This is a genomic window from Phyllobacterium sp. NPDC097923 (assembly GCF_044760925.1).
GTDB lineage: Bacteria > Pseudomonadota > Alphaproteobacteria > Rhizobiales > Rhizobiaceae > Phyllobacterium > Phyllobacterium calauticae.
This window is the reverse complement of record NZ_JBIWBL010000001.1, coordinates 132,488-155,096: the sequence shown is the minus strand read 5'-3', so window position 1 is coordinate 155,096 and position 22,609 is coordinate 132,488. Positions and strand designations below refer to the sequence as shown.

Genomic DNA, 22,609 nt, shown 5'->3' with positions numbered 1-22,609 from the left:
GACAGCAACAATGGTTGGCCTGTGAAAGACCAATGGGCGCGCCCAAAACGGCGCAACCTTTCCGACCGGTGGCGGACCAGCGTTCGAAAAGTTGTGTCAGACGAGAGGGGGAGCCTGGGGCGGTGCTGCCGGAGGATAGAGGCTGCGGGCAATCAGCACCGCTTCGCGCTTGATGGCGAGCGATACCGCCGGTTCTACACGCTGACCGCCGGTGTGAGGCGGAACAGGGAGAATGAACGATGCGGAAATACGGCAGGCTTCGCAGCCCGTGCCGTGCCATGCGCTCTTGTGCGGATCCTGGTCACCACTGCCGGGAAGGCAGAGCACGGGAACAGTGCCGTCGGGTAGCGTATAGGCAGCAAGATCGATCTGATTGTTGGATGCCGCAATGACCGGCTGATGGGCAAAGGCGACGAAGACAAGCGCCAGCGCGCACAGCATGCGCACCGCCAGTTGCCAATCGTATCCGTATTTGCGCATCACATCCCCGTTTTGCGGTTCCTGGTAACCAGATAACGCAGCTTGCGCGGGAAATCTATGCGGCAAAGCGACAAATGCCGGATCGCCTAGGCAGGAAGACGGTCGATCTCCACCAGCCATGCGCTCGAGGGCACGTCTTTGAACGTCACCGTTTCGGCTTGGGCGAGTTGCAGAACATCATTTGCGCCGAGCGTTTCGCCTGAAGTCAGCTTCGCATCACTGCGCAGAACCACAAATGTTTGCGCAGCATCCGCCTTGATTGACGCATCAACCATCCTGCGAACCCGCGCCGAAAACGTCCCGCGCCGGACCATGACGTTGAGGTCCGTAACCTCGCGCAGCACCACTGCGCTCGTCGGGGTATCGCCGGGAAAGGCAATCGCCGGAGACAATGGACCGAGCGTTTCAGGCGGCCGGCCATCCACGCCCAGCACCATTTCGCCTTCCAGCACGGCCAGCACACGGTCGATGCCCGGAAAGGCCGAGAACGGGCCGGAATCCGGAACGTTTGCCATGCTGATACGCCAGTCAAAGCTGTCGACCGATGCGCCTTCAGGAAAAACGGCGATCTCGGTGGTGACACCCTTGCCGTTTTTCCAAGGCATCCGCCGGTGCCCGGTCGAACGCAGGATGCGCATCAGCCGAGAATACCCGGCAGGTTGAGGCCCTTTTCCCGGGCGCAATCGATGGCGATCTCGTAGCCCGCATCCGCATGGCGCATGACGCCGGTGGCCGGATCGTTCCACAGAACCCGTTCGATGCGGCGCTTGGCATCATCCGTACCGTCGGCGCAGATCACCATGCCCGCATGCTGCGAGAAGCCCATGCCGACACCACCGCCATGATGCAGCGACACCCATGTGGCGCCTGATGCCGTGTTGAGCAGGGCATTGAGCAGCGGCCAGTCGGAAACCGCATCTGAACCGTCCTTCATCGCTTCGGTCTCGCGGTTCGGCGAGGCGACGGAACCGGAATCGAGATGATCGCGCCCGATAACGATGGGTGCCTTGAGTTCGCCGTTGCGCACCATCTCATTGAAGGCAAGGCCAAGGCGATGACGGTCACCCAGACCGACCCAGCAGATGCGGGCGGGAAGGCCCTGGAAGGCGATACGCTCACGCGCCATGTCGAGCCAGTTGTGCAGATGGGTATTGCCGGGGGTGAGTTCCTTCACCTTGGCGTCCGTCTTGTAGATATCTTCCGGATCGCCCGACAGCGCCGCCCAGCGGAACGGACCGATACCGCGGCAGAACAGCGGACGGATATAGGCGGGAACGAAGCCGGGGAAGGCGAAGGCATTTTCCAGTCCTTCGTCCTTGGCGACCTGACGGATATTGTTGCCATAATCGAGCGTCGGCACGCCGGCGTTCCAGAAGGCGATCATCGCCTCCACATGCTCGCGCATGGAGGCACGGGCAGCCTTTTCGACAGCCTTGGGGTCGCTTTCGCGCTTGGCCTTCCATTCCGCGATCGACCAGCCCTTGGGCAGGTAGCCATTGATCGGATCATGCGCCGAGGTCTGGTCGGTAACAATGTCGGGGCGCACGCCGCGGCGCACCAGTTCCGGCAGGATTTCCGCTGCATTGCCGAGGAGACCGACGGACTTGGCTTCACCGGCCTTGGTCCAGCGGTCGATCATTGCAAGGGCTTCGTCCAGTGTTTCCGCCTTGGCATCGACATAACGGGTGCGCAGGCGGAAATCGATCGAATCCGGATTGCACTCGATGGCGAGACAGCAGGCACCGGCCATGACGGCGGCCAGTGGCTGTGCGCCGCCCATGCCGCCAAGGCCGCCGGTGAGAATCCACTTGCCCTTGAGATTGCCGCCATAATGCTGGCGGCCCGCCTCGACGAAGGTCTCGTAGGTGCCCTGCACGATGCCCTGCGTGCCGATATAGATCCATGAACCGGCGGTCATCTGGCCGTACATGGCCAGGCCCCTCTTATCCAGTTCGTTGAAATGATCCCATGTCGCCCAATGGGGAACGAGGTTGGAATTGGCGATGAGGACGCGCGGCGCATCCGCATGGGTGCGGAACACGCCGACCGGCTTGCCGGACTGCACCAGCAGGGTCTCGTCCTCGTTCAAGGTCTTCAGGGTCGCGACGATCTTGTCGAAATCGTCCCATGTGCGGGTGGCGCGGCCGATGCCGCCATAGACCACCAGTTCATTGGGGTTTTCGGCCACATCCGGATCAAGATTGTTCATCAGCATGCGCAGGGGCGCTTCTGTCATCCAGGATTTGGTATTGAGTTCCGGACCGCGGGGGCTGCGGATTTCGCGGATATTGTGACGTGGATTGTTCATTTTAAGCTCCCGAGCTTGAAGGCGGTTTGTTCGAGATTTTCGAGAATGTCCTTGAGATGCTTGCGCAGGCGCTCGGCCTTCGTCTCGTCATAGGCAAAGGGCGGCGCTTCGGTCTGCAGATGGGTGGACTGCGCCAGCTCCATCTGGATGGCATGCACACCCTTTTCCGGCTTGCCGTAGTGACGCGTGGTCCAGCCGCCCTTGAAGCGTCCGTTCATCACGCCGTCATAGCCCGGTGCGGCAAAGGCAAAGCGGCCGGTTGCTGCAGCCACTTCGGGCGCACAGCTTGTGCCCTGATTGGTGCCGATGTTGAAATCCGGCAGCTTGCCCTGAAACAGAAACGGGATGTGCGAGCGGATGGAGTGGCAATCATAGAGAATGGCGAGGCCATGAATGTCCTGCACGCGCTTGATCTCCGCCGCCAGGGCGGCGTGATAGGGCTTGTGGAAATGTTCAAGCCGTTTTTGCGTATCGGCGGCGGCGGGTTTTTCGCCGTCACGCCAGATGGCCCTGCCGTCGAAGTCCGTTTCCGGGATGAGGCCGGTGGTGTTCTGTCCGGGATAGAGGCTGACGCCTTCCGGATCGCGATTGGCGTCGATCACATAACGGTGGAAGGTGGCACGAACGGTCGTCGCTTGCGGCAGAAGCCCGTCATAAAGCGTATGGATATGCCAGTCCGTATCGGCCAGCAGTTGTCCGTTCTCGTTCAGCCGCGCCCAGATATCGGCCGGAACCTCGGTGCCGGTGTGCGGCAGGCCAAGAATGACCGGGGACGCCCCCTGCTTGACGTCAACAACACTCATAGGCCGGTATCCAGTGCTGGCAGGATGTCGGGAGAAATGGCAGCATTGAGGGCGCCGGAACCGACGAGATCGGACACGGCTTTCAGGTCAGGCGCCATGTAGCGGTCCTCATCCAGCGTCGGCACGACGGAACGGATCGCGGCATGGGCGCGGGTGAGTTCGGGGCTGGTCTGCAGCGGGCTGCGCAGGTCGATGCCCTGCGCGGCGGTGAGTGCCTCGATGCCGATGATGGAGAACAGATTGTCCGTCATCTGCAACAGGCGGCGCGCACCGTGGCAGGCCATGGACACGTGGTCTTCCTGATTGGCCGAGGTCGGCGTGGAATCAACGGACGCCGGATGCGACATCTGCTTGTTTTCCGACATCAGCGCCGCTGAGGTGACCTCGGCGATCATCAGGCCGGAATTCAAACCCGGTTTGCGGGCAAGGAAAGCAGGCAGGCCGTAGCTCAATGCCGGATCGACGAGCAGCGCAATGCGGCGCTGGGCGATCGAGCCGATTTCGCAGATGGCAAGCGCAATCTGATCGGCGGCGAAAGCAACGGGTTCCGCATGGAAGTTGCCGCCCGATACCACCGAGCCGTCGCTGAGAACCAGCGGATTGTCGGTGACCGCATTGGCTTCGATTTCCAGCGTGCGCGCCGCCATGCGCAAGAGATCGAGGCAAGCGCCGTCGACCTGCGGCTGGCAGCGGATGCAGTAGGGATCCTGGACGCGCTCGTCGCCTTCGATATGGCTTTCGCGGATCGGCGAATTTTCGAGCAGGCGGCGCAGCGCGGCGCCCGTATCGATCTGGCCACGATGGCCGCGCAACGTGTGAATATCGGGGTGGAACGGCGCTGAAGAACCCATCGCCGCATCGGTGGACAGGGCACCCGTGATCAGCGCCGACTGCGCCGAGCGGTGCGCCCGGAACAGGCCCGCGAGCGCCAGCGCCGTTGAAACCTGCGTGCCGTTGATGAGCGCAAGCCCTTCCTTGGCGGCGAGTACGACCGGCGTGAGGCCGGCCTTGGCGAGGCCTTCGCTGGCATGCATCCGCGTCTCGCCAAAGGTCACATCGCCCTCGCCGATCATCGCCGCGGCCATATGCGCCAGCGGCGCCAGATCGCCGGAAGCGCCCACGGAACCTTTCTCGGGAATGACAGGAATGACGCCCTTGGCCAGCATCGCTTCGATAAGGCCGATCAGTTCCGGGCGCACGCCCGAAGCGCCGCGGCCGAGCGAGATCAGCTTCAGGGCCATGATCAGGCGGACAATGTTTTCCGGCAGTGCATTGCCGACACCGCAGCAATGCGACAGGATCAGATTGCGCTGGAGCGTCCCCACATCGGCGGCGTCGATGCGGATCGAAGCAAGCTTGCCGAAGCCGGTGTTGATGCCATAGACCGGCGCGCTGCCGGCTGCGATTTCGGCGATGCGCGCAGCTGCGGCGGCAATCCCCTTATGAAACGAGGCATCGAGCCGGACAGGCGTGCCCTGCCAATAGATTTTTTCCAGTTCAGCCAGAGGAACGGAACCGGGGTGGAGAACGACAGTCATGGTCAAGCCTTCAAGATGAGCTGATGGAGGGGATTGAAGCCGATGCGGTAGCAGAGTTCTGCGGGCTGCGCGGCGTTCCAGATGGCGATTTCGGCACGTTTGCCGGGAGCGATGGTGCCAATGTCATCCTGCAATCCCAGCGCATGCGCTGCCTCGCGGGTTGCACCCGCCAGCGCTTCCTCGGCGGTCAGGCGGAACAGGGTGCAGGCCATATTCATGGTCAGGAGCAGCGATGTCAGCGGCGATGTACCGGGGTTGCAGTCCGTGGCGATGGCGATGCGGGCACCGGCTGCGCGCAGAGCTTTGACCGGCGGCGCCTGTTCTTCCCGCAATGCATAGAAGGCACCGGGCAGAAGCACCGCAACCGTGCCCGCGGCGGCCATGGCCCTGGCGCCGTCTTCGTCGAGATATTCAAGATGATCGGCAGACAGTGCGCCATAGGATGCGGCAAGCTTGGCACCACCGAGATTGGACAGCTGTTCCGCATGCAGCTTGACCGGAATGCCGAGAGCTTTCGCCCGGTCAAACACACGCGCGATCTGGGCCGGCGAGAAGGCAATACCTTCGCAAAAGCCGTCGACCGCATCGACCAGACCTTCCGCATGGGCGGCGTCGAGACCCGGCAGCACAACCTCGCTGATATAATCATCGGCGCGGCCGCGATATTCCGGCGGCACCGCATGGGCAGCGAGATAGCTGGTGCGGATGCGCACGGGACGCAGCGTGGCGAGGCGGCGCGCCACCCGCAGCATTTTCAGCTCCGCCTCGATGTTGAGGCCGTAGCCGGATTTGATTTCAACGGTGGAAATGCCCTCCGCCAGCAGGGTGTCAAGCCGCGGCAGGCTCTGCGCGACCAGTTCATCTTCCGACAGACCATTGGTCGATTTCACCGAGGAAACAATGCCGCCGCCAGCCCGGGCGATTTCCTCATAGCTGGCGCCCTCAAGACGCATTTCAAACTCGCGCGCGCGGTTGCCGCCGAAAACCAGATGGGTGTGGCAGTCGATCAGTGCCGGCGTCGCCAGGCGGCCACCGAAATCCTGCACCTCGACAGCTTTCCAGTCATCCGGAACAGCGGTGCCAACCCAGGAAATGCGGTCCCCTTCAATGCCGATCGCACCCGTGTCGATCAGGCCATAGGGCGCACCGGCGTTCTCCAGCGTCGCAATCCTCAATCCGGACAGAATTTTCCTCATCGGCCTTGATACCATCCCCATTAGTGCTTGCTCATGACGTTATTATGTATATACATATTATGTCAATCCGGGGATGAGAGAAGAAATGAGCGAAGCCAAAAAATCTGTTTTTGCGAGCACGGCCCTCACGGAAAAAGGCTGGGAACGCGACGTCCTCGTGCAGATCGGCGCGAGCGGGCAGATCGTGTCTGTGGACGCAAACAGCACTGCGCCCGGCGACAGTCATCGCACCGCTGTTCTCCTCCCGGCGCAGGCCAATCTGCACAGCCACACATTCCAGCGGGCCATGGCCGGCCTTTCCGAAGCGCGTAGCCCGGCAGGCCGCGACAGTTTCTGGACGTGGCGCGAAATCATGTATCGCTTTCTCGATATTCTCGATCCGGACGACATCGAAGCCATTGCTGCCTTCGCATTCGTCGAAATGCTCGAATCCGGCTATTCCAGCGTGGCCGAATTTCACTACGTCCATCACCAGCCGGGCGGCACCCCCTACGCGAGCCTCGGCGAATTGTCGGAGCGCATCGCCGCTGCCGCCAGTGCGAGCGGTATCGGCCTGACATTGCTGCCGGTTGCCTATGCGCAGGGCGGCGTTGACGGACGCGCGCTGGCGGGCGGGCAATTGCGATTCGGCAATGATGTCGAGCGCTTTTCCAAACTGGCGCAGGCCGCGGAAAAAGCCGCGCGGCAAACAGGTCCCGATGCGGGCTTTGGCATCGCACCGCATTCGATCCGCGCCGTCAGCGAACGCGACCTTCTGGAGCTCGAGCGCCGGTTTGCCGCCATGCCCTTCCACATCCACATCGCCGAACAGTTGCCGGAGCTGGAAGAGGTGCAGGCAGCCTATGGCCAGCGCTCCATGAGCTGGCTGCTTGACCATCTACCCGTCAATGAGCGCTGGTGCCTCATTCATTCGACGCACATGACACCGGAAGAGACCTTGCGCGTTGCTGCCAGCGGCGCGGTGGTCGGCCTCTGCCCGCTGACCGAGGCCAGCCTCGGCGATGGCATTTTTGATGGCGTGCGCTACCTGGGTGCGGGCGGGCGGTTCGGTACGGGATCGGATTCCAACATCCGCATTTCGCCATCGGAGGAACTGCGGCAGCTCGAATACAGCCAGCGTTTGCGCGATGTCTCACGGGTCACGCTTTCCGTCGACGGCAAATCGAACGGCCGTACGCTCTATGACACCGCGCTTGCGGGCGGAATGCAGGCCTTGGGCCGCAAGGGCGGCAGTCTTGCCGTTGGACAATGGGCCGACTTGGTTGCACTTGATGCCGATAATCCCGCGATCCTCGGCCTGCGGGGTGACCGGTTGCTTGACGGCTGGATTTTTGCAGGCGACAGACACGCGGTGACCGATGTGTGGTCGGCGGGCCGTCATGTGGTGCATGAGGGACGCCACCACGCGCGAGAACAAATCTTTGCAACCTACAAGACGCGGCTTGCGTCGGTTCTGGAGCGGGTGTGACGGCAACAGCGCGAAAATCCTTCCATGCCATCAAAGCGGAAATGGCCCGGCGCATCGCCGAGCGGGTCTGGGCACCCGGTGCACTGATTCCCGGAGAGGAAGTGCTGTCCATTGAATTCGGCTGCGCCCGCGCCACGGTCAACCGCGCCTTGCAGGAACTGGCGCGGGGCGGCGTCCTCGTGCGCAAGCGCAAGGCCGGAACCCGGGTAGCCCTGCACCCGATGCGGGAAGCCCGCTTCGTCATTCCCATCGTCCGGCAGGAAATCGAGACAAAGGGCGGCATCTACCAGTTCAGGCTGCTTTCCAACCAGGTGGAGAAAGCACCGGGAGATGTTGCCCGCCGCATGGGTCTCGCCAAGGCCAAGGACATGCTGCATGTGCGCTGCCTGCACCTCTCCGACGGTAAGCCGTATCAATATGAGGATCGCTGGATCAATCTCGATGCGGTGCCTTCCATTCGCGGCGAGACATTCGAGACCATCAGCCCGAACGAATGGCTGGTGACCCACTCACCGTTCTCGCAGGCCGAAATCGTCTTTCACGCCGGCGTGGCGAGCGCGCAGGAGGCTGACATTCTCGGTGTCAGCGAAAAGGACGCCGTGTTCATTGTGGAACGCGTCACCTTCGTACCGCAGAAGCCGATCACATTCGTGCGGATGATCCACCCCGCCTCGCACCGCATGGTCACACAGCTCTAGAAGACATTCGGCTTGATGACGCAAGAAATGGATCGTCGCGCGCCATCGGGGTGCGATGATTTGTCAGCTTGTCAGAACAATTGTCTACTAAAAAACTCATAATTTCCTAGAATCATTCTAAGTTATTGATATTTTTCATGCTTTTCGAAAATTATCATTTGACTTTGGAATAAGTCATTGCCTTTATGCACAAGCACACGAGTGCATACCTTTGATGTCTGGGCCTTGAACCCGTTCGATTGGAGGACCCTATGATAGGTCTTTTTCTGCCACGCCTGCGCGTGGTTTTCATGCTGCATGCGCAGCTTCCACGTCCCGCATCCGGCCTGAACCGGCTGACGCCGCCCGTTGCCCGCCCATGCCGCAACAATGAACAGGATGGGAGTGGGCATGTATCCACGCGCATCTGAAGCAGGGCAAGGGACAGGCTGCTATTTCGACCGGGCTCCGGAAAAGCTCGTGCTGGAAGGCTATCGCCGGTGGACTGCCGGCTTTGAAACCGGCTCGGTGATTGCCTGGGAAATGGCGTTTGGCCTGTACAGCGACATTCTCGGCAGCCGTGAAGGCAACCGCGCCCTGTCGGAACTCTCGTTCTTCATCCGCACGTTGCGCCACTGTGCCCTGTGCCCGCTGAAGACATTTCCATTCGGCTCGCACCATGTGTGCAAGGAAGAATGCCTGACTTTGGGGCTGATCGCCGGACTTCAAAATTGCGACATGCTTGCGGCACGAACCTGCCTCAATGCCATGGCATGCCCCTCCCGCCAGGAAGAGGTTGAGAATGCAGCCATCGGTTTTGCCGAAACCTTGGCCGAGCTGGATCAGGTGCTTTTGCCGATCCCGAAATTTGCCATTGACGACATCATTTCCCGCCCGCTGCGGGCAAAATACCACTAGGACGAAGGGGAAAACCAATGATCATCAACGCACGCATGGAACGACGCCTTTCAATCGCCGCCACCGCATTGCTGACACTGGCGATCTTTGTCACGCCACTCACAGTGCGTGCCTCGATCGAAGCCAGGACAGTGACCAGCACATACACCGAAGTCGCAGAGATCACACCGGTTGACCTGCTGATACGCAAATAAGGGCCTCCAGCCCGGTACCGGCCGCAGGCCGGTACCACTTCCTTGCCGCCATGAAAGAATCCTGCTGCGGTCAAATTCCACCACCGATCTGGAATAGACTACCATTTCTGTAGACTATGGTATTCAGGTAGAATTTTCTAATTTATCGATATAAAAGGAATTCTTTCCAACGCCCGCTCTGCGGGACGCTCTGCTACGCTTTAGGTCACACTACACGGAGGCAGGCATGAAACATTCCCGTATATCCCTATCGCTTGCGGCTGCTTTATTCGCCGCAACAGTTTCCTTTCAATCGCTGTCTGCCGCCCATGCGGATACGACGCTGCTGAACGTCTCGTATGACCCGACCCGCGAGCTCTACAAGGACTACAACGCGGCTTTTGCGGCGAAATGGAAGGCGGATACCGGGGAAACGCTGACCATCCAGACATCGCATGGCGGGTCCGGCGCGCAGGCCCGTTCGGTGATTGACGGGCTCGATGCCGATGTGGTGACGCTGGCGCTTGAAAGCGACATCTCTGCCATCGCCAAGGCAACCAAAAAGATCAATCCTGACTGGCGCACGAAATATCCGCACAATTCCGCACCGTATACGTCGACCATTGTCTTCCTGGTGCGCAAGGGCAATCCGAAGGGCATCAAGGACTGGGGCGATCTCATCAAGGATGGGGTCGAAGTCATCACCCCGAACCCCAAGACATCGGGCGGGGCGCGCTGGAATTATCTTGCGGCCTGGGCCTGGGCCAATGGCCAGTACGGCGGCGACGAAGCCAAGATCAAGGACTATATCGGCAATCTGTTCCAGCATGTCCCGGTGCTCGACTCGGGCGCACGCGGATCGACCACGACCTTTGCCCAGCGTGAACTTGGCGACGTGCTGCTTGCCTGGGAAAACGAAGCCTATCTTGCCTCCGATGAATTCGGTGCCGACAAATTCGACATTGTCGTGCCGCCGCAATCCATCCTTGCCGAGCCGCCCGTTGCCGTTGTCGACGGCAATGTCGATGCCAAGGGCACGCGCAAGGTGGCTGAAGCCTATCTCCAGTATCTCTACTCGGCAGAAGGCCAGACCATTGCAGCGAAGCACTTTTATCGCCCTTCCGAGCCCAAGCTGGTATCGGCGGATCTCCTGAAAAAACTGCCGGAGTTGAAACTGGTGACAATCGATGATCCAATCTTCGGCGGGTGGGCAAAAGCACAGCCCTATCACTTCGGAGATGGCGGAACGTTTGACCAGATTTACAAGCCGAAAAAGTAACAGCATGATCTCCAACCTTGCCAAGGCAGGTTGGCGGTTTAAGAGGCCGAGTGTTATTCCAGGGTTCGGAATGACGCTCGGCTTCACTCTTGCCTACCTGACCCTCATCGTCCTCATCCCGCTGGCTGGACTGGTCTGGCGCTCCGCCTCGCTAGGCTGGGGCGGCATGTGGCACGTCGCGACGGACGCGCGCACGCTGAACGCCTTGAAAATCAGCTTCGGCACATCGCTTATCGCCGCCCTGATCAACGTCGTGTTCGGCGTTATCGTGGCTTGGGTTCTGGTGCGCTACCGCTTTCCCGGCCGCCGGATCATCGATGCTATCGTCGATCTGCCCTTCGCCCTGCCCACCGCCGTTGCAGGCATTGCCCTGACAGCCCTCTATTCGAAGAACGGCTGGATCGGCCGCTGGCTCGATCCGCTGGGCATCAAGGTCGCCTTCACACCTGTCGGTATCACCATCGCGCTGATCTTCATCGGATTGCCCTTTGTCGTGCGCACGGTGCAGCCGGTCATGGAAGAAATCCGCAAGGAAGTGGAGGAAGCGGCGGCCACCCTCGGCGCGACGCGCTTCCAGACCATCTCACGGGTGCTGCTACCAGGCCTTACTCCGGCAATCCTCACTGGCTTTGCCCTCGCCTTCGCCCGCGCGGTCGGCGAATATGGTTCGGTGATCTTCATTGCCGGGAACCTTCCCTATATCTCGGAAATCGCGCCGCTGCTGATCGTCATCCGCCTGGAAGAGTTCGATTATACCGGCGCAACGGCCATCGCCGCCATCATGCTTCTGATTTCGTTCACGATGCTCTTCGTCATCAATCTGATCCAGGCCTGGAGCCGCAGGAGGTATGGTTATGCGACATGATTTGCCGCAACCGCCGGAAGCTGCGGCCAGTTCCTGGCATCCGGCAACCACCGAAAGTCGCACGGCGCGCTTCATCCTCGTCGGCGTGGCGCTGGTTTTTCTCGGCCTGTTCCTGCTCCTGCCCCTGATCGCGGTTTTCTTCGAAGCCTTCCGCAAGGGCCCCGCCGCCTATTTCGCAGCCTTCGCCGACCATGATGCGCTCGCCGCGATCCGCCTGACCCTTCTGGTGGCGGCCATTGCCGTTCCGCTCAATCTCGTCTTCGGGGTGGTGGCGGCCTGGACCATTGCCAAGTTCGAGTTCAAGGGAAAGGCATTCCTGACGACGCTGATCGACCTGCCGTTCTCGGTTTCCCCTGTCATATCGGGTCTTGTCTACGTGCTCTTGTTCAGCACGCACAGCGCACTCGGCCCCTGGCTCAAATCACAGGGAATCGAGATCCTGTTCGCCGTTCCCGGCATCGTGCTCGCAACGGTGTTCGTGACATTTCCCTTCGTGGCGCGCGAACTCATCCCGCTGATGCAGGAGCAAGGCACGACCGACGAGGAAGCGGCGCTTTCCCTCGGGGCCAATGGCTGGCAGACCTTCTGGCATGTCACCCTCCCCAACATCAAATGGGGCTTGCTCTACGGCGTGCTTTTGTGCAACGCCCGGGCCATGGGGGAGTTTGGCGCGGTATCCGTCGTTTCAGGCCATATTCGCGGCCTGACCAACACGATGCCGCTGCAGGTCGAAATTCTCTATAATGAATTCAATACGGTCGCTGCTTTTGCGGTGGCTTCGCTTCTGGCGCTTCTGGCGCTGGTGACGCTCGTTCTCAAGACCCTGCTGGAGTTGAGATACGGTGCGGAACTGGCAGCCAATGGCGGACACTGAGAGGAATAAACATGGACGTTCGCGTAAGTGGTGTGCGCAAGGAATTCGATCGCTTCCCGGCGTTGCACGACGTATCGCTCGATATCAATTCGGGTGAACTGATTGCACTGCTCGGCCCCTCCGGTTCTGGCAAGACGACGCTCCTGCGCCTGATCGCCGGGCTGGAAACCCCGACCGAAGGCAAGGTGTTTTTCGGCGACGAGGATGCATCGCTCAAATCCGTGCAGGAGCGCAATGTCGGCTTCGTGTTCCAGCACTACGCCCTGTTCCGCCATATGACCGTGATCGACAATGTCGGCTTCGGGCTCAAGGTTCGCCCCTCCGCCAGCCGGCCGAGCAATGAGGAAATCCGCCGCCGTTCGTCGGAGCTGCTCGATTTCGTCCAGCTCGGCGGCCTGGAAAAGCGCTATCCGGCCCAGCTTTCCGGCGGCCAGCGCCAGCGCGTTGCCCTTGCCCGCGCCATGGCGATCGAACCGCGCGTGTTGCTGCTCGACGAACCGTTCGGCGCACTGGATGCGAAAGTGCGCAAGGAGCTACGCCGCTGGCTGCGGGAAATTCACGACAAGACCATGCACACCACGGTTTTCGTGACCCATGACCAGGACGAAGCCTTGGAGCTCGCCGACCGCGTGGTGGTGATGAGCCAGGGCAAGATCGAGCAGATCGGAACGCCGGATCAGGTGTATGACACGCCCAATTCGCCGTTTGTCTATGGCTTCATTGGCGAATCAAGTTCGCTGACCGTACGCATCGACAATGGCGAAGTATGGCTTGCGGACCGCACACTCGGCCTGAAAAGCGATGCACCCGACGGCAACGCGACGCTTTATTTCCGTCCGCACGATGTTGAGCTGATCGACGGTTGCGGCGGCTGCATTGCTGGAACCGTCATTGCCAGCCGCCGTGTCGGTGCGACAAGGCGCGTGGAGCTCGAAATCGGCGGCGCGGCGGAGCGCGTCGAGATTGAAATTCCGGCCGATCATCCGGCCCGGGAAAAGAGCCGCGTCGCCTTTCGGCCGAAGCATTGGCGGGTCTTTCCGCAGGCCTGACCCTTTCGGCCTCTGCCCCCGAAGCCGGAGTTCCATGAGCTCCGGCTTTTTGCTGCCCGGTCGTCAAGGCTTGTTCACCAAAACAGAAACAGTCTGTTCACAAAGCCCATCCCCGTTGGCAAACAGCTGCAAAGGAGTTTGCGCGCTGTGCCCCTGTGCAGCCCGCTACGAATTGCTTAAGATAAACAAATGGCAATCTGACTCATTTTCATCAAAACTGATCGGCAAGGATGAAAGTGGTGGTAGCTTAGTTGATCGTACCCGATTAGATCGTAAACTTCTCCATGGGTCGGTCGACCCGTTATTATCGTCTGTGTTGCAGCCCTGAAGATTTTTTCTTCACAACCGAAACGAAGGCAAATGGCCCTACTGTCTTTTTTTAAATCTTTCACACCACAGAAGAATGCCGTTGGTCAGATTTTTTCGGTCCAACCCAATCCAATCAGAGCCCATTACAAATCCATCGACGACCTGCGGGACCTGGGCGCGCGCGTGGCGCGCGGGGAAGATATCCGCCTGCCCGACTACGAACCGATGGTGTTCGAACAGCGCACGGTCGAAAATGCCCGGCTGATCCTCCATTCCTATCGCTCCTCCGACGCGGCTGCACGCAAGGGCGAGACGATTACTCCGGCGGCCCAGTGGCTCCTCGACAATTACTACCTCGTCGACCAGAACATCCAACAGGTGGAGCGCGATCTTCCGAAGAAGTTTTTCCGCCAGCTGCCGCCGCTGGCCGGCAAGCCGGAAATCCCGCGCGTCATGGCACTGGCCTGGCTCTATGCGGCCCATACGGACAGCCAGTTCTCGCTCAACAGCCTGACAGCGGTGGTCGAAGGATTCCAGACGGTTGCGCCCCTGCATATCGGCGAACTCTGGGCTCTGCCCTCCGCCGTGCGCTTCATTCTCATCGAAAACGCCCGCCGGCTGTCGCTGCGCGTCGAACGGGCGCGGCGCATGCGCGCCTATGCCAACAGCGTTGCCGACGAAATCACGCTGAACGCCGACAAGGATACCCTGCCGCAGCTTCTGGCCCAGTACACCACTGCCGCGCGTGACAGCACCTTCGCCACGCATCTGCTTTACCGCCTGCGCGGCGGCGCCATGCACTCCGGTGCGGCTGTCGCCTGGCTTGAGGAAGAGCTGGAAAAGAACGGCAGCGACGCCGAAGACGCCATCATCCAGGAACATACGCGCCAGTCCACCGGCGGCGTGACCATGGGCAACCTCATCCGCAGCCTGAAGGCTATCGACGACGTCGACTGGATCACCTGGTTCGAGACGGTCAGCGGCGTCGATGCGGTGCTGCGCGAACATTCCAATTTTGATGCGCTCGATTTCCATTCCCGCAATGCTTATCGCGTGGCGATTGAAAAGATCGCCCGACGCTCGGGCAAGAGCGAGCAGGACATCACCCAGGCGGCCCTCGACCTCGCCCACCACAGCGCCGAAACCAAGGGGGACGAGAAGAGCGTCACCGTGCAGCGCAAGCGCGACGTCGGCTATTATCTCGACGGCGACGGCCGCTCGGAGCTGGAAGAAACCTGCGGCTCGTCCCCAACCGTGCTGCAGCGTTGGGTCCGGTTCTACAAGACACTCGGGCTCGCCGGCCTGTGGATTCCGGCTTCGGTCATTTCCATCGGCATTCTGTTCCTGATCCATTACTGGCTGCGCCGTTACGGCCTGCCGAGCGATACGGTTCTGCTGCTGACAGTCCTGGCAGTGTTCCCGACGATGGAAACCGCCAATGGTTTCGTCAACTGGATCATTCCCATGTTCATGCCGCCGACCAGGCTGATCGGTTTTGAATACAAGAATGGCCTGCCCCCCGAGGCGAAAACCCTCGTCGCGGTGCCGACGCTGATCACCTCGCGCGATTCCGTCGACGAGCATATCCGCAATCTTGAGGTGCACTATCTGACCAATCCGCGCGGCGAAATCTATTTCGCGCTGCTCACCGACTGGGCGGACAGCAAGGTCGAGCAGAACGAAAACGATCTCGATATTCTCGACTACGCCCGTGAAAAAGTAACCGCACTCAACCAGCATTATACGCAAGGCGGCAACCCGCGTTTCTTCCTCCTGCACCGCAAGCGCCTGTACAATGCGCAGGAAAGCCGCTGGATGGGCTGGGAGCGCAAGCGCGGCAAGCTGCATGAGCTGAACCTCCTGCTGCGCGGCGACAAGGACACAACCTATTTCCCCAGCAATGAGGAGGTGCCCGGCGACATCAAATTCGTGATGACGCTCGACTCCGATACGCGCCTCACGCCGGATTCGGTCAACCGCCTGGCGGGCAAGCTGAGCCATCCGCTCAACCGCCCGATCTACAAGGAAAAATCCGGCCGTGTGACCAGCGGCTATGCGATCCTGCAGCCGCGCGTCACTCCCTCGCTGACCACCGGTGACGATGCCTCGTTCCTGCAGCGCGTCTTCTCGGTCAACCGCGGTATCGACCCCTACGTTTTTGCCGTCTCGGACGTTTATCAGGACGTACTGGGTGAAGGGACATTCACCGGCAAAGGCCTCTATGACGTCGATTTCTTCGAATTGGCGCTCGACGGCAAGATCGACGAGAACACCGTTCTCAGCCATGATCTTCTGGAAGGCGGCTATGCCCGCGCGGCGCTCGTCAGTGACGTCGAGGTCGTTGAAGACTATCCGACAGGCTATAATGTCGACATCTCGCGCCACCATCGCTGGACGCGCGGCGACTGGCAGCTCCTGCCCTACCTGTTCAGCACAAAGCCGGGTGTGACCGCCGTCACGCGCTGGAAGATGACCGACAATCTGCGTCGCTCGCTGACGCCGGTCTTCTGGATCATCGCCTCCATCGCCGGCTGGACATTGCTGCCGCCCGGCGTCGCTGCCCTGTGGCAGTTCTTCATGATCTTCAGCATGTTCATCGTCCCGACGATGATCCTGTTCACCAATCTTGTTCCGACAAACATGAACCTGTCGCTGAAGGGCCATTTCCAGGCGATCCTCACCGACATTTTCTCCGGCGCCGCCGATATCGCCCTGCGCATCACTTTCATTGCCAACATGGCCTGCCTGATGGCCGATGCCATTGCACGCACGCTCTACCGCGTCTTCATATCGCGCAAGAACCTGCTGGAATGGCGGGCGGCGGCACAGGCGAAAGCCAGCGCCCCTGACACGCTGCAATACTACACCCGTCTGATGTGGCCCGCGATCATCGTGGCTGCCGTCGCCATCGCGCTGCCGCTGGCCACCCACAGCCGTGCCTGGTACCTGGCTGTGCCGTTTGCCGTGATCTGGTTCTTCTCGCCGATCATTGCCTGGCTGGTCAGCCGTTCGGCCAAGCCGCTCGATGATCTGAATGTCCGTTCTTCCGACAAGAGCGAATTGCGCCGCTTCGCCCGCCGCACCTGGCATTACTACGATACGTTCGTCACCAAGGAACAGAATTTCATTCCGCCTGATAATTTCCAGGAGGACCCGCATCCGGTTATCGCCACGCGCACATCGCCGACCAATATCGGCATGTACCTGCTGTCGACCGTGGCGGCCCGGGATTTCGGCTGGATCGGCTTCAACGAGACGCTGACCCGTATCGACGACACGCTCTCCACGCTGGAAAAGATGGAGAAGTATCGCGGCCATCTCTACAACTGGTACGAAACAACCACGCTGCGCCCGCTCCTGCCGCTCTACGTCTCGTCGGTGGACAGCGGCAATCTCGCCGGCCATCTGGTGGCACTATCTTCCGCGCTGGAAAAATGGGCGGAGGCTCCGTCCGTCTATCTGCAAAGCGATCTCGACGGCATCCTCGACGTCAGCGATATTCTCGAAGAGGCGATCAACGACATTCCGGATGAACGCCGCGTCCTGCGGCCCCTGCGCCGCCGGCTTGACGAGCGGGTGGCCAATTTCCGTCGCGCCATCACGACCATCAAGGAAGAGCCGGAAACGGCATCGCTGCGCACCATCAACCTTTCGCTGTTCGCCGGTGACATCCAGCGCCTGACGGAAGAACTGCACGGCGAACTCGAAAGCCCGCTCAGCACCACCGCAAACGGCTGGGCGCTGATTCTGGTCAAGACCTGCCAGGCCCATACGGACGACGCCATCGGCACCCACGAGGGAACCGACAGCCTGCGCGAGCGGCTGGTTTCGCTGGCCACCCGCGCCCGCCAACTGGCCTTCGACACCGACTTCACCTTCCTTGAACGCAAGGAACGGCGCCTGCTGTCGATCGGCTTCCGCGTCGATACCAACGAACTCGACGCAAGCTGCTACGATCTTCTCGCTTCTGAAGCGCGCCTCGCCAGCCTGTTTGCCATCGCCAAGGGCGATATCCCGGTCGATCACTGGTTCCGCCTCGGCCGTCTCCTGGTGCCGGTTGGCTGGCGCGGTGCGCTGATCTCCTGGTCGGGCTCCATGTTCGAATATCTCATGCCGCCTCTGGTCATGATCGAACCGCTGGGCTCGATGCTGGATCAGACCAACAAGCTGATCGTCCAGCGCCAGATTGAATACGGCGATTCCAAGGGCCTGCCCTGGGGCATTTCCGAAGCCGCCTACAATGCGCGCGATCCGGAGATGAACTACCAGTACACCAATTTCGGCGTCCCGACGCTGGGACTGAAACGCGGCCTGTCCAAGAACTATGTGGTTGCGCCCTATGCCAGCATCATGGCCAGCCAGTATCGCCCGGCGGAAGCCGTGGCCAATCTGAAACGCCTGCGCGCGATGGGTGCGCTCGGTCAGTACGGTTTCTATGATGCCGTCGACTTCACCCGCTCCCGCGTGCGCGAAGACGAGGAATATGCCATTGTGCGCAACTACATGGCGCACCATCACGGCATGTCGATCGTTGCCGTCAACAATGTGGTATTCGAAGGCCGCATGCGCGACCGTTTCCACTCGGATCCCGTCATCGAAGCCGCCGAACTGCTGCTGCAGGAAAAGGCACCGCGCGAAATCCCTGTCCTGCAGGCCAAGGCCGACAATCCGATGCGCAAGGCCGTGGAAAGCGGCGAAGAAACGGCCTCCATCCGCTTCATCAAGAACCCGCTTTCCGCTCCGCGTGCCACGCAGATCATGTCGAACGGCCACTATTCCGTCATGGTCACCGCCAATGGCGGCGGCTACAGCCGCTGGAATGGTCTGGCGATCACCCGCTTCCAACCGGATCCGCTGGAAAGCGGCTATGGAACATTCCTGTTCCTGCGCGATCTCGACAGCGGTGAATGGTGGTCGGCAACCGGCGATCCTGTGCGGGCAGCCGGCGAAAAGAGCACAACCATCTTCGCCGACTACAAGGCCGAATTCGTCAAGGAAAACGGCACGATCCAGTCGACGGTGGAAACCATCGTCGCTTCGGATTCCGACGGCGAAGGCCGCCGCATCATCATCACCAATACCGGCACGAAAGACCGGATCATTGAAGTGACGTCCTATGCCGAACTGGTGCTCACCGCAGACGATACGGACACGGCACATCCGGCATTCGCCAAGATGTTCGTGGAAACCGAGATCGTTCCGCGCGGCGACACGATCTACGCCACCCGCCGCAAGCGCGGCAGCAACGAACCCGACATTCACGTGGCGCACGTGGTCACGGACGGATCGGGCGCCATGCGTGAAATCCAGGCGGAAACCGACCGCCGGGCCTTCATCGGCCGGGGCCGCAACCTGCGCAATCCGGTTGCCTTCGACGAGGGTGTAACCCTCAACGGCAGCCAGGGCTTCGTGCTGGACCCCATCGCGTCACTGCGCTGCCGCGTCCGCGTTCCCGCGCACAAGCGCGTCACGCTGGTTTTCTGGACCCTTGTCGGCCCGGACCGGCACGAGCTGGAGGAGGTCGTTTCACGCTTCCGCCATCCGGACTGCTTTGCCCGCGAATTCTCGCTGTCCTGGACAAGCTCGCAGGTGCGGCTGCACCATATCGAGATCAATCCGGACGAAGCCGCTGATTTCCAGCGCGTCGCCACCAGCCTGATCTATCCGGACAAGGCCCTGCGCATGCCAGCCGAAAGCATCGCTTCCGGCCTTGGCAGCCAGTCCGACCTCTGGCCGATGTCCATATCGGGTGACTTCCCCATCCTTGCTCTGCGCATCGATGACGAAGCCGACATGGACACGCTGAAGAACGTCCTGAAGGCGCAGGAGTACTGGCGGGCAAAGGGGCTTGTGGTTGACGTTGTCGTCATCAACGAACGCTCCTTCTCCTACGCCCAGGACTTCCAGCGCGGACTCGAAGCGATCTGCGAGAACAGCCGCAACCGCGGCGGCCAGTATGGCCCGCGCGTCCACATCTTCACCGTGCGCAAGGACCAGATGAGCGACGCGAGCTACAACACCCTGCTCGCCTCTGCCCGCATTGTCATGCACGCGCAGAACGGCACGCTGGTTGAACAACTGAAGCGCACGGAGGAACTGTCCGCCGACCTGCAGCCGGTTGCCGCCATACCGGCCGGCAAGACTCTGGCGACCGGCGATACCGGCCTTGACGAGATGCGCAGCATCGCACCGGCACCGACGCAGCTGGTGGGCAAGCGCCGCCAGAAAACAGACGGCAATGAACTGGCCTTCTGGAACGGCTTTGGCGGCTTTGACATGAAGACCGGTGAGTACGTCGTCCGTCTTGCCGACCGGACCACCACGCCGCAGCCATGGATCAATGTGATCTCCAATGCGGGCTTCGGCTTCCACGTGTCGGCTGAAGGCGCAGGTTTCACCTGGTCGAGCAACAGCCGCGACTATCAGCTGACCCAGTGGTCGAACGATCCCGTGATCAACCGGTCCGGCGAAGCGCTCTACGTCGTTGATCTGGACAAGGGAACCGCATTCTCGCCGACCGCCTCGGTGCTGCGCGATCCATCGGTTCAGTATGAAACCCGCCACGGCCAGGGCTATTCGACATTCCTGTCGCGCCACGGCAATGTCGGCCTTGAACTGACCCATACCATCGATACGGACATGCCGGTGCGCGTGTCCAGCCTCAAGATCACCAACCATGGCGGGACAGCCAAGCAGTTGCGTGTCTATGGCTTTGTCGAATGGATGCTCGGCAATTCCCGCGCCAAGACGGCTCCGTTCATCGTGCCGTCGCATGATACGGAAAGCGGCGCGCTCTTTGCCCGCAATCCCTACGGCACCGACCGCAAGGATCACGTGGCATTCTTCGCCGCAAACGTGAAACCGCAATCGGTGACATCGGACCGGACCGAGTTCTTCGGCCCCCTGGGATCGGTGGACCAGCCGGCTGCCGTCCTGCAGGCTAAAACCCTGTCCAACGTCGTCGAGGCGGGGGGCGATCCCTGCGCGGCGCTTGCCGTCGATGTGGAGATCGCGGCCGGCGAAACCAGGGAAATCCTGTTCTATATCGGCGATACCGCCGGTGCCAACGAGGCACGGCGTATTCTCGCAGAACAGTTGAAGCGGCCGTTTGAAAAGACGCTTGCGGCCTCCAAGGCAATCTGGACCGGCTTCCTCGATGGTCTGCAGGTGGATACGCCTGATGATGCATTCGATGTGATGGTCAACCGCTGGCTGCCCTATCAGAGCCTTGCCTGCCGTATCTGGGCGCGCACGGCCTTCTATCAGGCCAGCGGTGCCTTTGGCTTCCGCGACCAGCTGCAGGACACGTTGTCCATGCTGGTGCTCGACCCGTCGCTGGCCCGGCATCAGATCCTGAATGTCGCCGCGCGCCAGTTCAAGGAGGGCGATGTTCAACACTGGTGGTTGCCGACATCCGGTGCCGGTGTGCGGACGATGATTTCCGATGACGTGGTGTGGCTCGGTTATGCCATTGCCCACTACACGTCGGTGACCGGCGATATGAGCATCCTCGACGAGCAGATCGCCTTCATCGAAGGCAAGGCTCTTGAAAACGGCGAGCATGATGCTTTCTATCAGCCGACAATCGCGGCGGATAAAGTCACGGTCTACGAACACGCGGCGCGCGCGCTCGATCTGGCAATCGCCCGCACCGGCGCGCATGGGCTGCCGCTCATGCTCACCGGCGACTGGAACGACGGCATGAACCGGGTCGGCGAAGAGGGCAAGGGCGAGAGCATTTGGCTGGGTTGGTTCCTGATCAGCACCCTGCGCGACACCCTGCCGATTGCCCGCCAGCGCAAGGATGCCGACCGCATCAAGCGGTGGGAAGCCCATATCGAAAGCCTCAAGGCGGCTCTGGAAAAGGATGGCTGGGACGGCGAATGGTATCGCCGCGGCTATTTCGACGACGGTTCGCCGCTGGGTTCCAAGACCAGCGACGAGTGCCGGATCGACTCCATTGCCCAGTCCTGGAGCGTTCTCTCCGGCTATGGTGATCCCGATCGCGCCAAGCAGGCCATGCAGTCCGTTGCGACGCATCTGGTCGATGACGAGGTCGATATCATCAAACTGTTCACACCGCCGTTCAATAAAACGCGGCATGAGCCCGGTTATATCAAGGGCTATCCGCCGGGTGTGCGTGAGAATGGCGGGCAGTATACCCATGCGGCAACCTGGGCAGTCTTGGCCATGGCCAAGCTCGGCAATGCCGACGAGGCCTATCGCTGGTTCAGCAAGCTCAATCCGGTGAACCATTCGCTGGATGCCGACAAGGCCGAATCCTACCGGGTCGAGCCCTATGTGGTTGCTGCGGACGTCTATTCGGTTGATCCGATGCGCGGGCGCGGCGGCTGGACCTGGTACACGGGTTCTGCCGGCTGGCTCTACCGCGTGGCAACGGAAGGCATTCTCGGCATCAGCCGTAGGAATGACCGGCTGTTCGTCGATCCGGCCCTGCCGACGGCATGGACCGACGGCTTCAGCTTCGTGCTGCGCAACGGCAAGGCGCGCTATACCGTCGAGGTGAAACCGGCCGCCAAGGGCGCCAGGAAAATCACTGTGGACGGCAAGAAGCTGGCCAAAGCCGATGCGGGCATTCCGCTGGAGATATCGGGCGAACACACGGTACTCGTGGAAGTCGTGCCGGGAAAATAGTCAGCGGCCTGGTGGCC

16 protein-coding genes are annotated in these 22,609 nt (G+C 61.0%); 10 read left to right on the top strand and 6 right to left on the bottom strand.

Annotated elements, in window-relative coordinates; translation table 11 throughout:
- Nucleotides 1-96: 96 nt before the first annotated feature.
- The 6 genes from ACIQWS_RS00760 to hutI form a co-directional block, all read right to left on the bottom strand.
- Nucleotides 97-480, bottom strand: a complete 384-nt coding sequence (locus tag ACIQWS_RS00760; RefSeq protein ID WP_403169282.1) for a hypothetical protein — start codon at nt 478-480, stop codon at nt 97-99.
- Between the two features lie 86 nt (nt 481-566).
- Complete coding sequence (locus ACIQWS_RS00755; protein ID WP_403169279.1) at nt 567-1,118, bottom strand: HutD family protein; 552 nt, start codon at nt 1,116-1,118, stop codon at nt 567-569.
- Entirely contained in the window at nt 1,118-2,788 is a 1,671-nt protein-coding gene (gene hutU, locus ACIQWS_RS00750; RefSeq protein ID WP_403169276.1) for a urocanate hydratase, read from the bottom strand. Before hutU ends, ACIQWS_RS00755 begins: the two co-directional genes overlap by 1 nt.
- The gene (gene hutG, locus ACIQWS_RS00745; protein ID WP_403169273.1) at nt 2,785-3,591 is read right to left on the bottom strand and encodes an N-formylglutamate deformylase; all 807 of its coding nucleotides are present in this window, start codon (nt 3,589-3,591) and stop codon (nt 2,785-2,787) included. Before hutG ends, hutU begins: the two co-directional genes overlap by 4 nt.
- Nucleotides 3,588-5,129, bottom strand: coding sequence for a histidine ammonia-lyase (hutH, locus tag ACIQWS_RS00740; RefSeq protein WP_403169270.1), 1,542 nt, complete (start codon nt 5,127-5,129; stop codon nt 3,588-3,590). Before hutH ends, hutG begins: the two co-directional genes overlap by 4 nt.
- A 2-nt stretch (nt 5,130-5,131) precedes the next feature.
- Nucleotides 5,132-6,325: an imidazolonepropionase gene (gene hutI / locus ACIQWS_RS00735; protein WP_403169267.1), complete on the bottom strand. Its 1,194-nt coding sequence runs from the start codon at nt 6,323-6,325 to the stop codon at nt 5,132-5,134.
- A gap of 85 nt (nt 6,326-6,410) precedes the next feature.
- On the opposite strand from hutI, the gene ACIQWS_RS00730 reads away from it, so the two are divergent.
- The 10 genes from ACIQWS_RS00730 (at nt 6,411) to ACIQWS_RS00685 (ending at nt 22,592) form a co-directional block, all read left to right on the top strand.
- The gene (locus tag ACIQWS_RS00730) at nt 6,411-7,793 is read left to right on the top strand and encodes a formimidoylglutamate deiminase (protein ID WP_403169264.1); all 1,383 of its coding nucleotides are present in this window, start codon (nt 6,411-6,413) and stop codon (nt 7,791-7,793) included.
- Nucleotides 7,790-8,491, top strand: a complete 702-nt coding sequence (locus tag ACIQWS_RS00725; protein ID WP_403169261.1) for a GntR family transcriptional regulator — start codon at nt 7,790-7,792, stop codon at nt 8,489-8,491. The genes ACIQWS_RS00730 and ACIQWS_RS00725 overlap by 4 nt, the downstream gene beginning before the upstream one ends.
- Before the next feature lie 251 nt (nt 8,492-8,742).
- Nucleotides 8,743-8,901, top strand: coding sequence for a hypothetical protein (locus ACIQWS_RS00720; protein ID WP_403169259.1), 159 nt, complete (start codon nt 8,743-8,745; stop codon nt 8,899-8,901).
- The gene (locus ACIQWS_RS00715; RefSeq protein WP_346307839.1) at nt 8,882-9,388 is read left to right on the top strand and encodes a hypothetical protein; all 507 of its coding nucleotides are present in this window, start codon (nt 8,882-8,884) and stop codon (nt 9,386-9,388) included. Before ACIQWS_RS00720 ends, ACIQWS_RS00715 begins: the two co-directional genes overlap by 20 nt.
- A gap of 17 nt (nt 9,389-9,405) precedes the next feature.
- Nucleotides 9,406-9,582, top strand: a complete 177-nt coding sequence (locus ACIQWS_RS00710; protein ID WP_346307838.1) for a hypothetical protein — start codon at nt 9,406-9,408, stop codon at nt 9,580-9,582.
- 226 nt (nt 9,583-9,808) lie between these two features.
- A complete protein-coding gene (locus ACIQWS_RS00705) occupies nt 9,809-10,840 on the top strand; it encodes a sulfate ABC transporter substrate-binding protein (protein ID WP_223612242.1) in 1,032 nt (343 codons plus the stop codon).
- A gap of 4 nt (nt 10,841-10,844) precedes the next feature.
- Nucleotides 10,845-11,705: a sulfate ABC transporter permease subunit CysT gene (gene cysT, locus ACIQWS_RS00700; protein ID WP_403169255.1), complete on the top strand. Its 861-nt coding sequence runs from the start codon at nt 10,845-10,847 to the stop codon at nt 11,703-11,705.
- Complete coding sequence (gene cysW / locus ACIQWS_RS00695) at nt 11,695-12,579, top strand: sulfate ABC transporter permease subunit CysW (RefSeq protein ID WP_403169252.1); 885 nt, start codon at nt 11,695-11,697, stop codon at nt 12,577-12,579. Before cysT ends, cysW begins: the two co-directional genes overlap by 11 nt.
- An 11-nt stretch (nt 12,580-12,590) precedes the next feature.
- Nucleotides 12,591-13,628 (top strand): sulfate/molybdate ABC transporter ATP-binding protein, encoded by a 1,038-nt coding sequence (locus tag ACIQWS_RS00690; RefSeq protein ID WP_346307836.1) that lies wholly within the window; start codon nt 12,591-12,593, stop codon nt 13,626-13,628.
- A gap of 360 nt (nt 13,629-13,988) precedes the next feature.
- A complete protein-coding gene (locus ACIQWS_RS00685; RefSeq protein WP_403169249.1) occupies nt 13,989-22,592 on the top strand; it encodes a GH36-type glycosyl hydrolase domain-containing protein in 8,604 nt (2,867 codons plus the stop codon).
- Nucleotides 22,593-22,609: the final 17 nt, after the last annotated feature.

Excerpts from the sequence above, each read along its gene's own strand:
- cysT (WP_403169255.1), top strand. The coding sequence starts at position 10,845 with ATGATCTCCAACCTTGCCAAGGCAGGTTGGCGGTTTAAGAGGCCGAGT.
- hutH (WP_403169270.1), bottom strand. The coding sequence starts at position 5,129 with ATGACTGTCGTTCTCCACCCCGGTTCCGTTCCTCTGGCTGAACTGGAA.
- ACIQWS_RS00730 (WP_403169264.1), top strand. The coding sequence starts at position 6,411 with ATGAGCGAAGCCAAAAAATCTGTTTTTGCGAGCACGGCCCTCACGGAA.
- ACIQWS_RS00715 (WP_346307839.1), top strand. The coding sequence starts at position 8,882 with ATGTATCCACGCGCATCTGAAGCAGGGCAAGGGACAGGCTGCTATTTC.
- ACIQWS_RS00690 (WP_346307836.1), top strand. The coding sequence starts at position 12,591 with ATGGACGTTCGCGTAAGTGGTGTGCGCAAGGAATTCGATCGCTTCCCG.
- ACIQWS_RS00720 (WP_403169259.1), top strand. The coding sequence starts at position 8,743 with ATGATAGGTCTTTTTCTGCCACGCCTGCGCGTGGTTTTCATGCTGCAT.
- hutG (WP_403169273.1), bottom strand. The coding sequence starts at position 3,591 with ATGAGTGTTGTTGACGTCAAGCAGGGGGCGTCCCCGGTCATTCTTGGC.
- ACIQWS_RS00755 (WP_403169279.1), bottom strand. The coding sequence starts at position 1,118 with ATGCGCATCCTGCGTTCGACCGGGCACCGGCGGATGCCTTGGAAAAAC.
- cysW (WP_403169252.1), top strand. The coding sequence starts at position 11,695 with ATGCGACATGATTTGCCGCAACCGCCGGAAGCTGCGGCCAGTTCCTGG.
- ACIQWS_RS00685 (WP_403169249.1), top strand. The coding sequence starts at position 13,989 with ATGGCCCTACTGTCTTTTTTTAAATCTTTCACACCACAGAAGAATGCC.
- ACIQWS_RS00710 (WP_346307838.1), top strand. The coding sequence starts at position 9,406 with ATGATCATCAACGCACGCATGGAACGACGCCTTTCAATCGCCGCCACC.
- hutI (WP_403169267.1), bottom strand. The coding sequence starts at position 6,325 with ATGAGGAAAATTCTGTCCGGATTGAGGATTGCGACGCTGGAGAACGCC.
- ACIQWS_RS00705 (WP_223612242.1), top strand. The coding sequence starts at position 9,809 with ATGAAACATTCCCGTATATCCCTATCGCTTGCGGCTGCTTTATTCGCC.
- ACIQWS_RS00760 (WP_403169282.1), bottom strand. The coding sequence starts at position 480 with ATGCGCAAATACGGATACGATTGGCAACTGGCGGTGCGCATGCTGTGC.
- hutU (WP_403169276.1), bottom strand. The coding sequence starts at position 2,788 with ATGAACAATCCACGTCACAATATCCGCGAAATCCGCAGCCCCCGCGGT.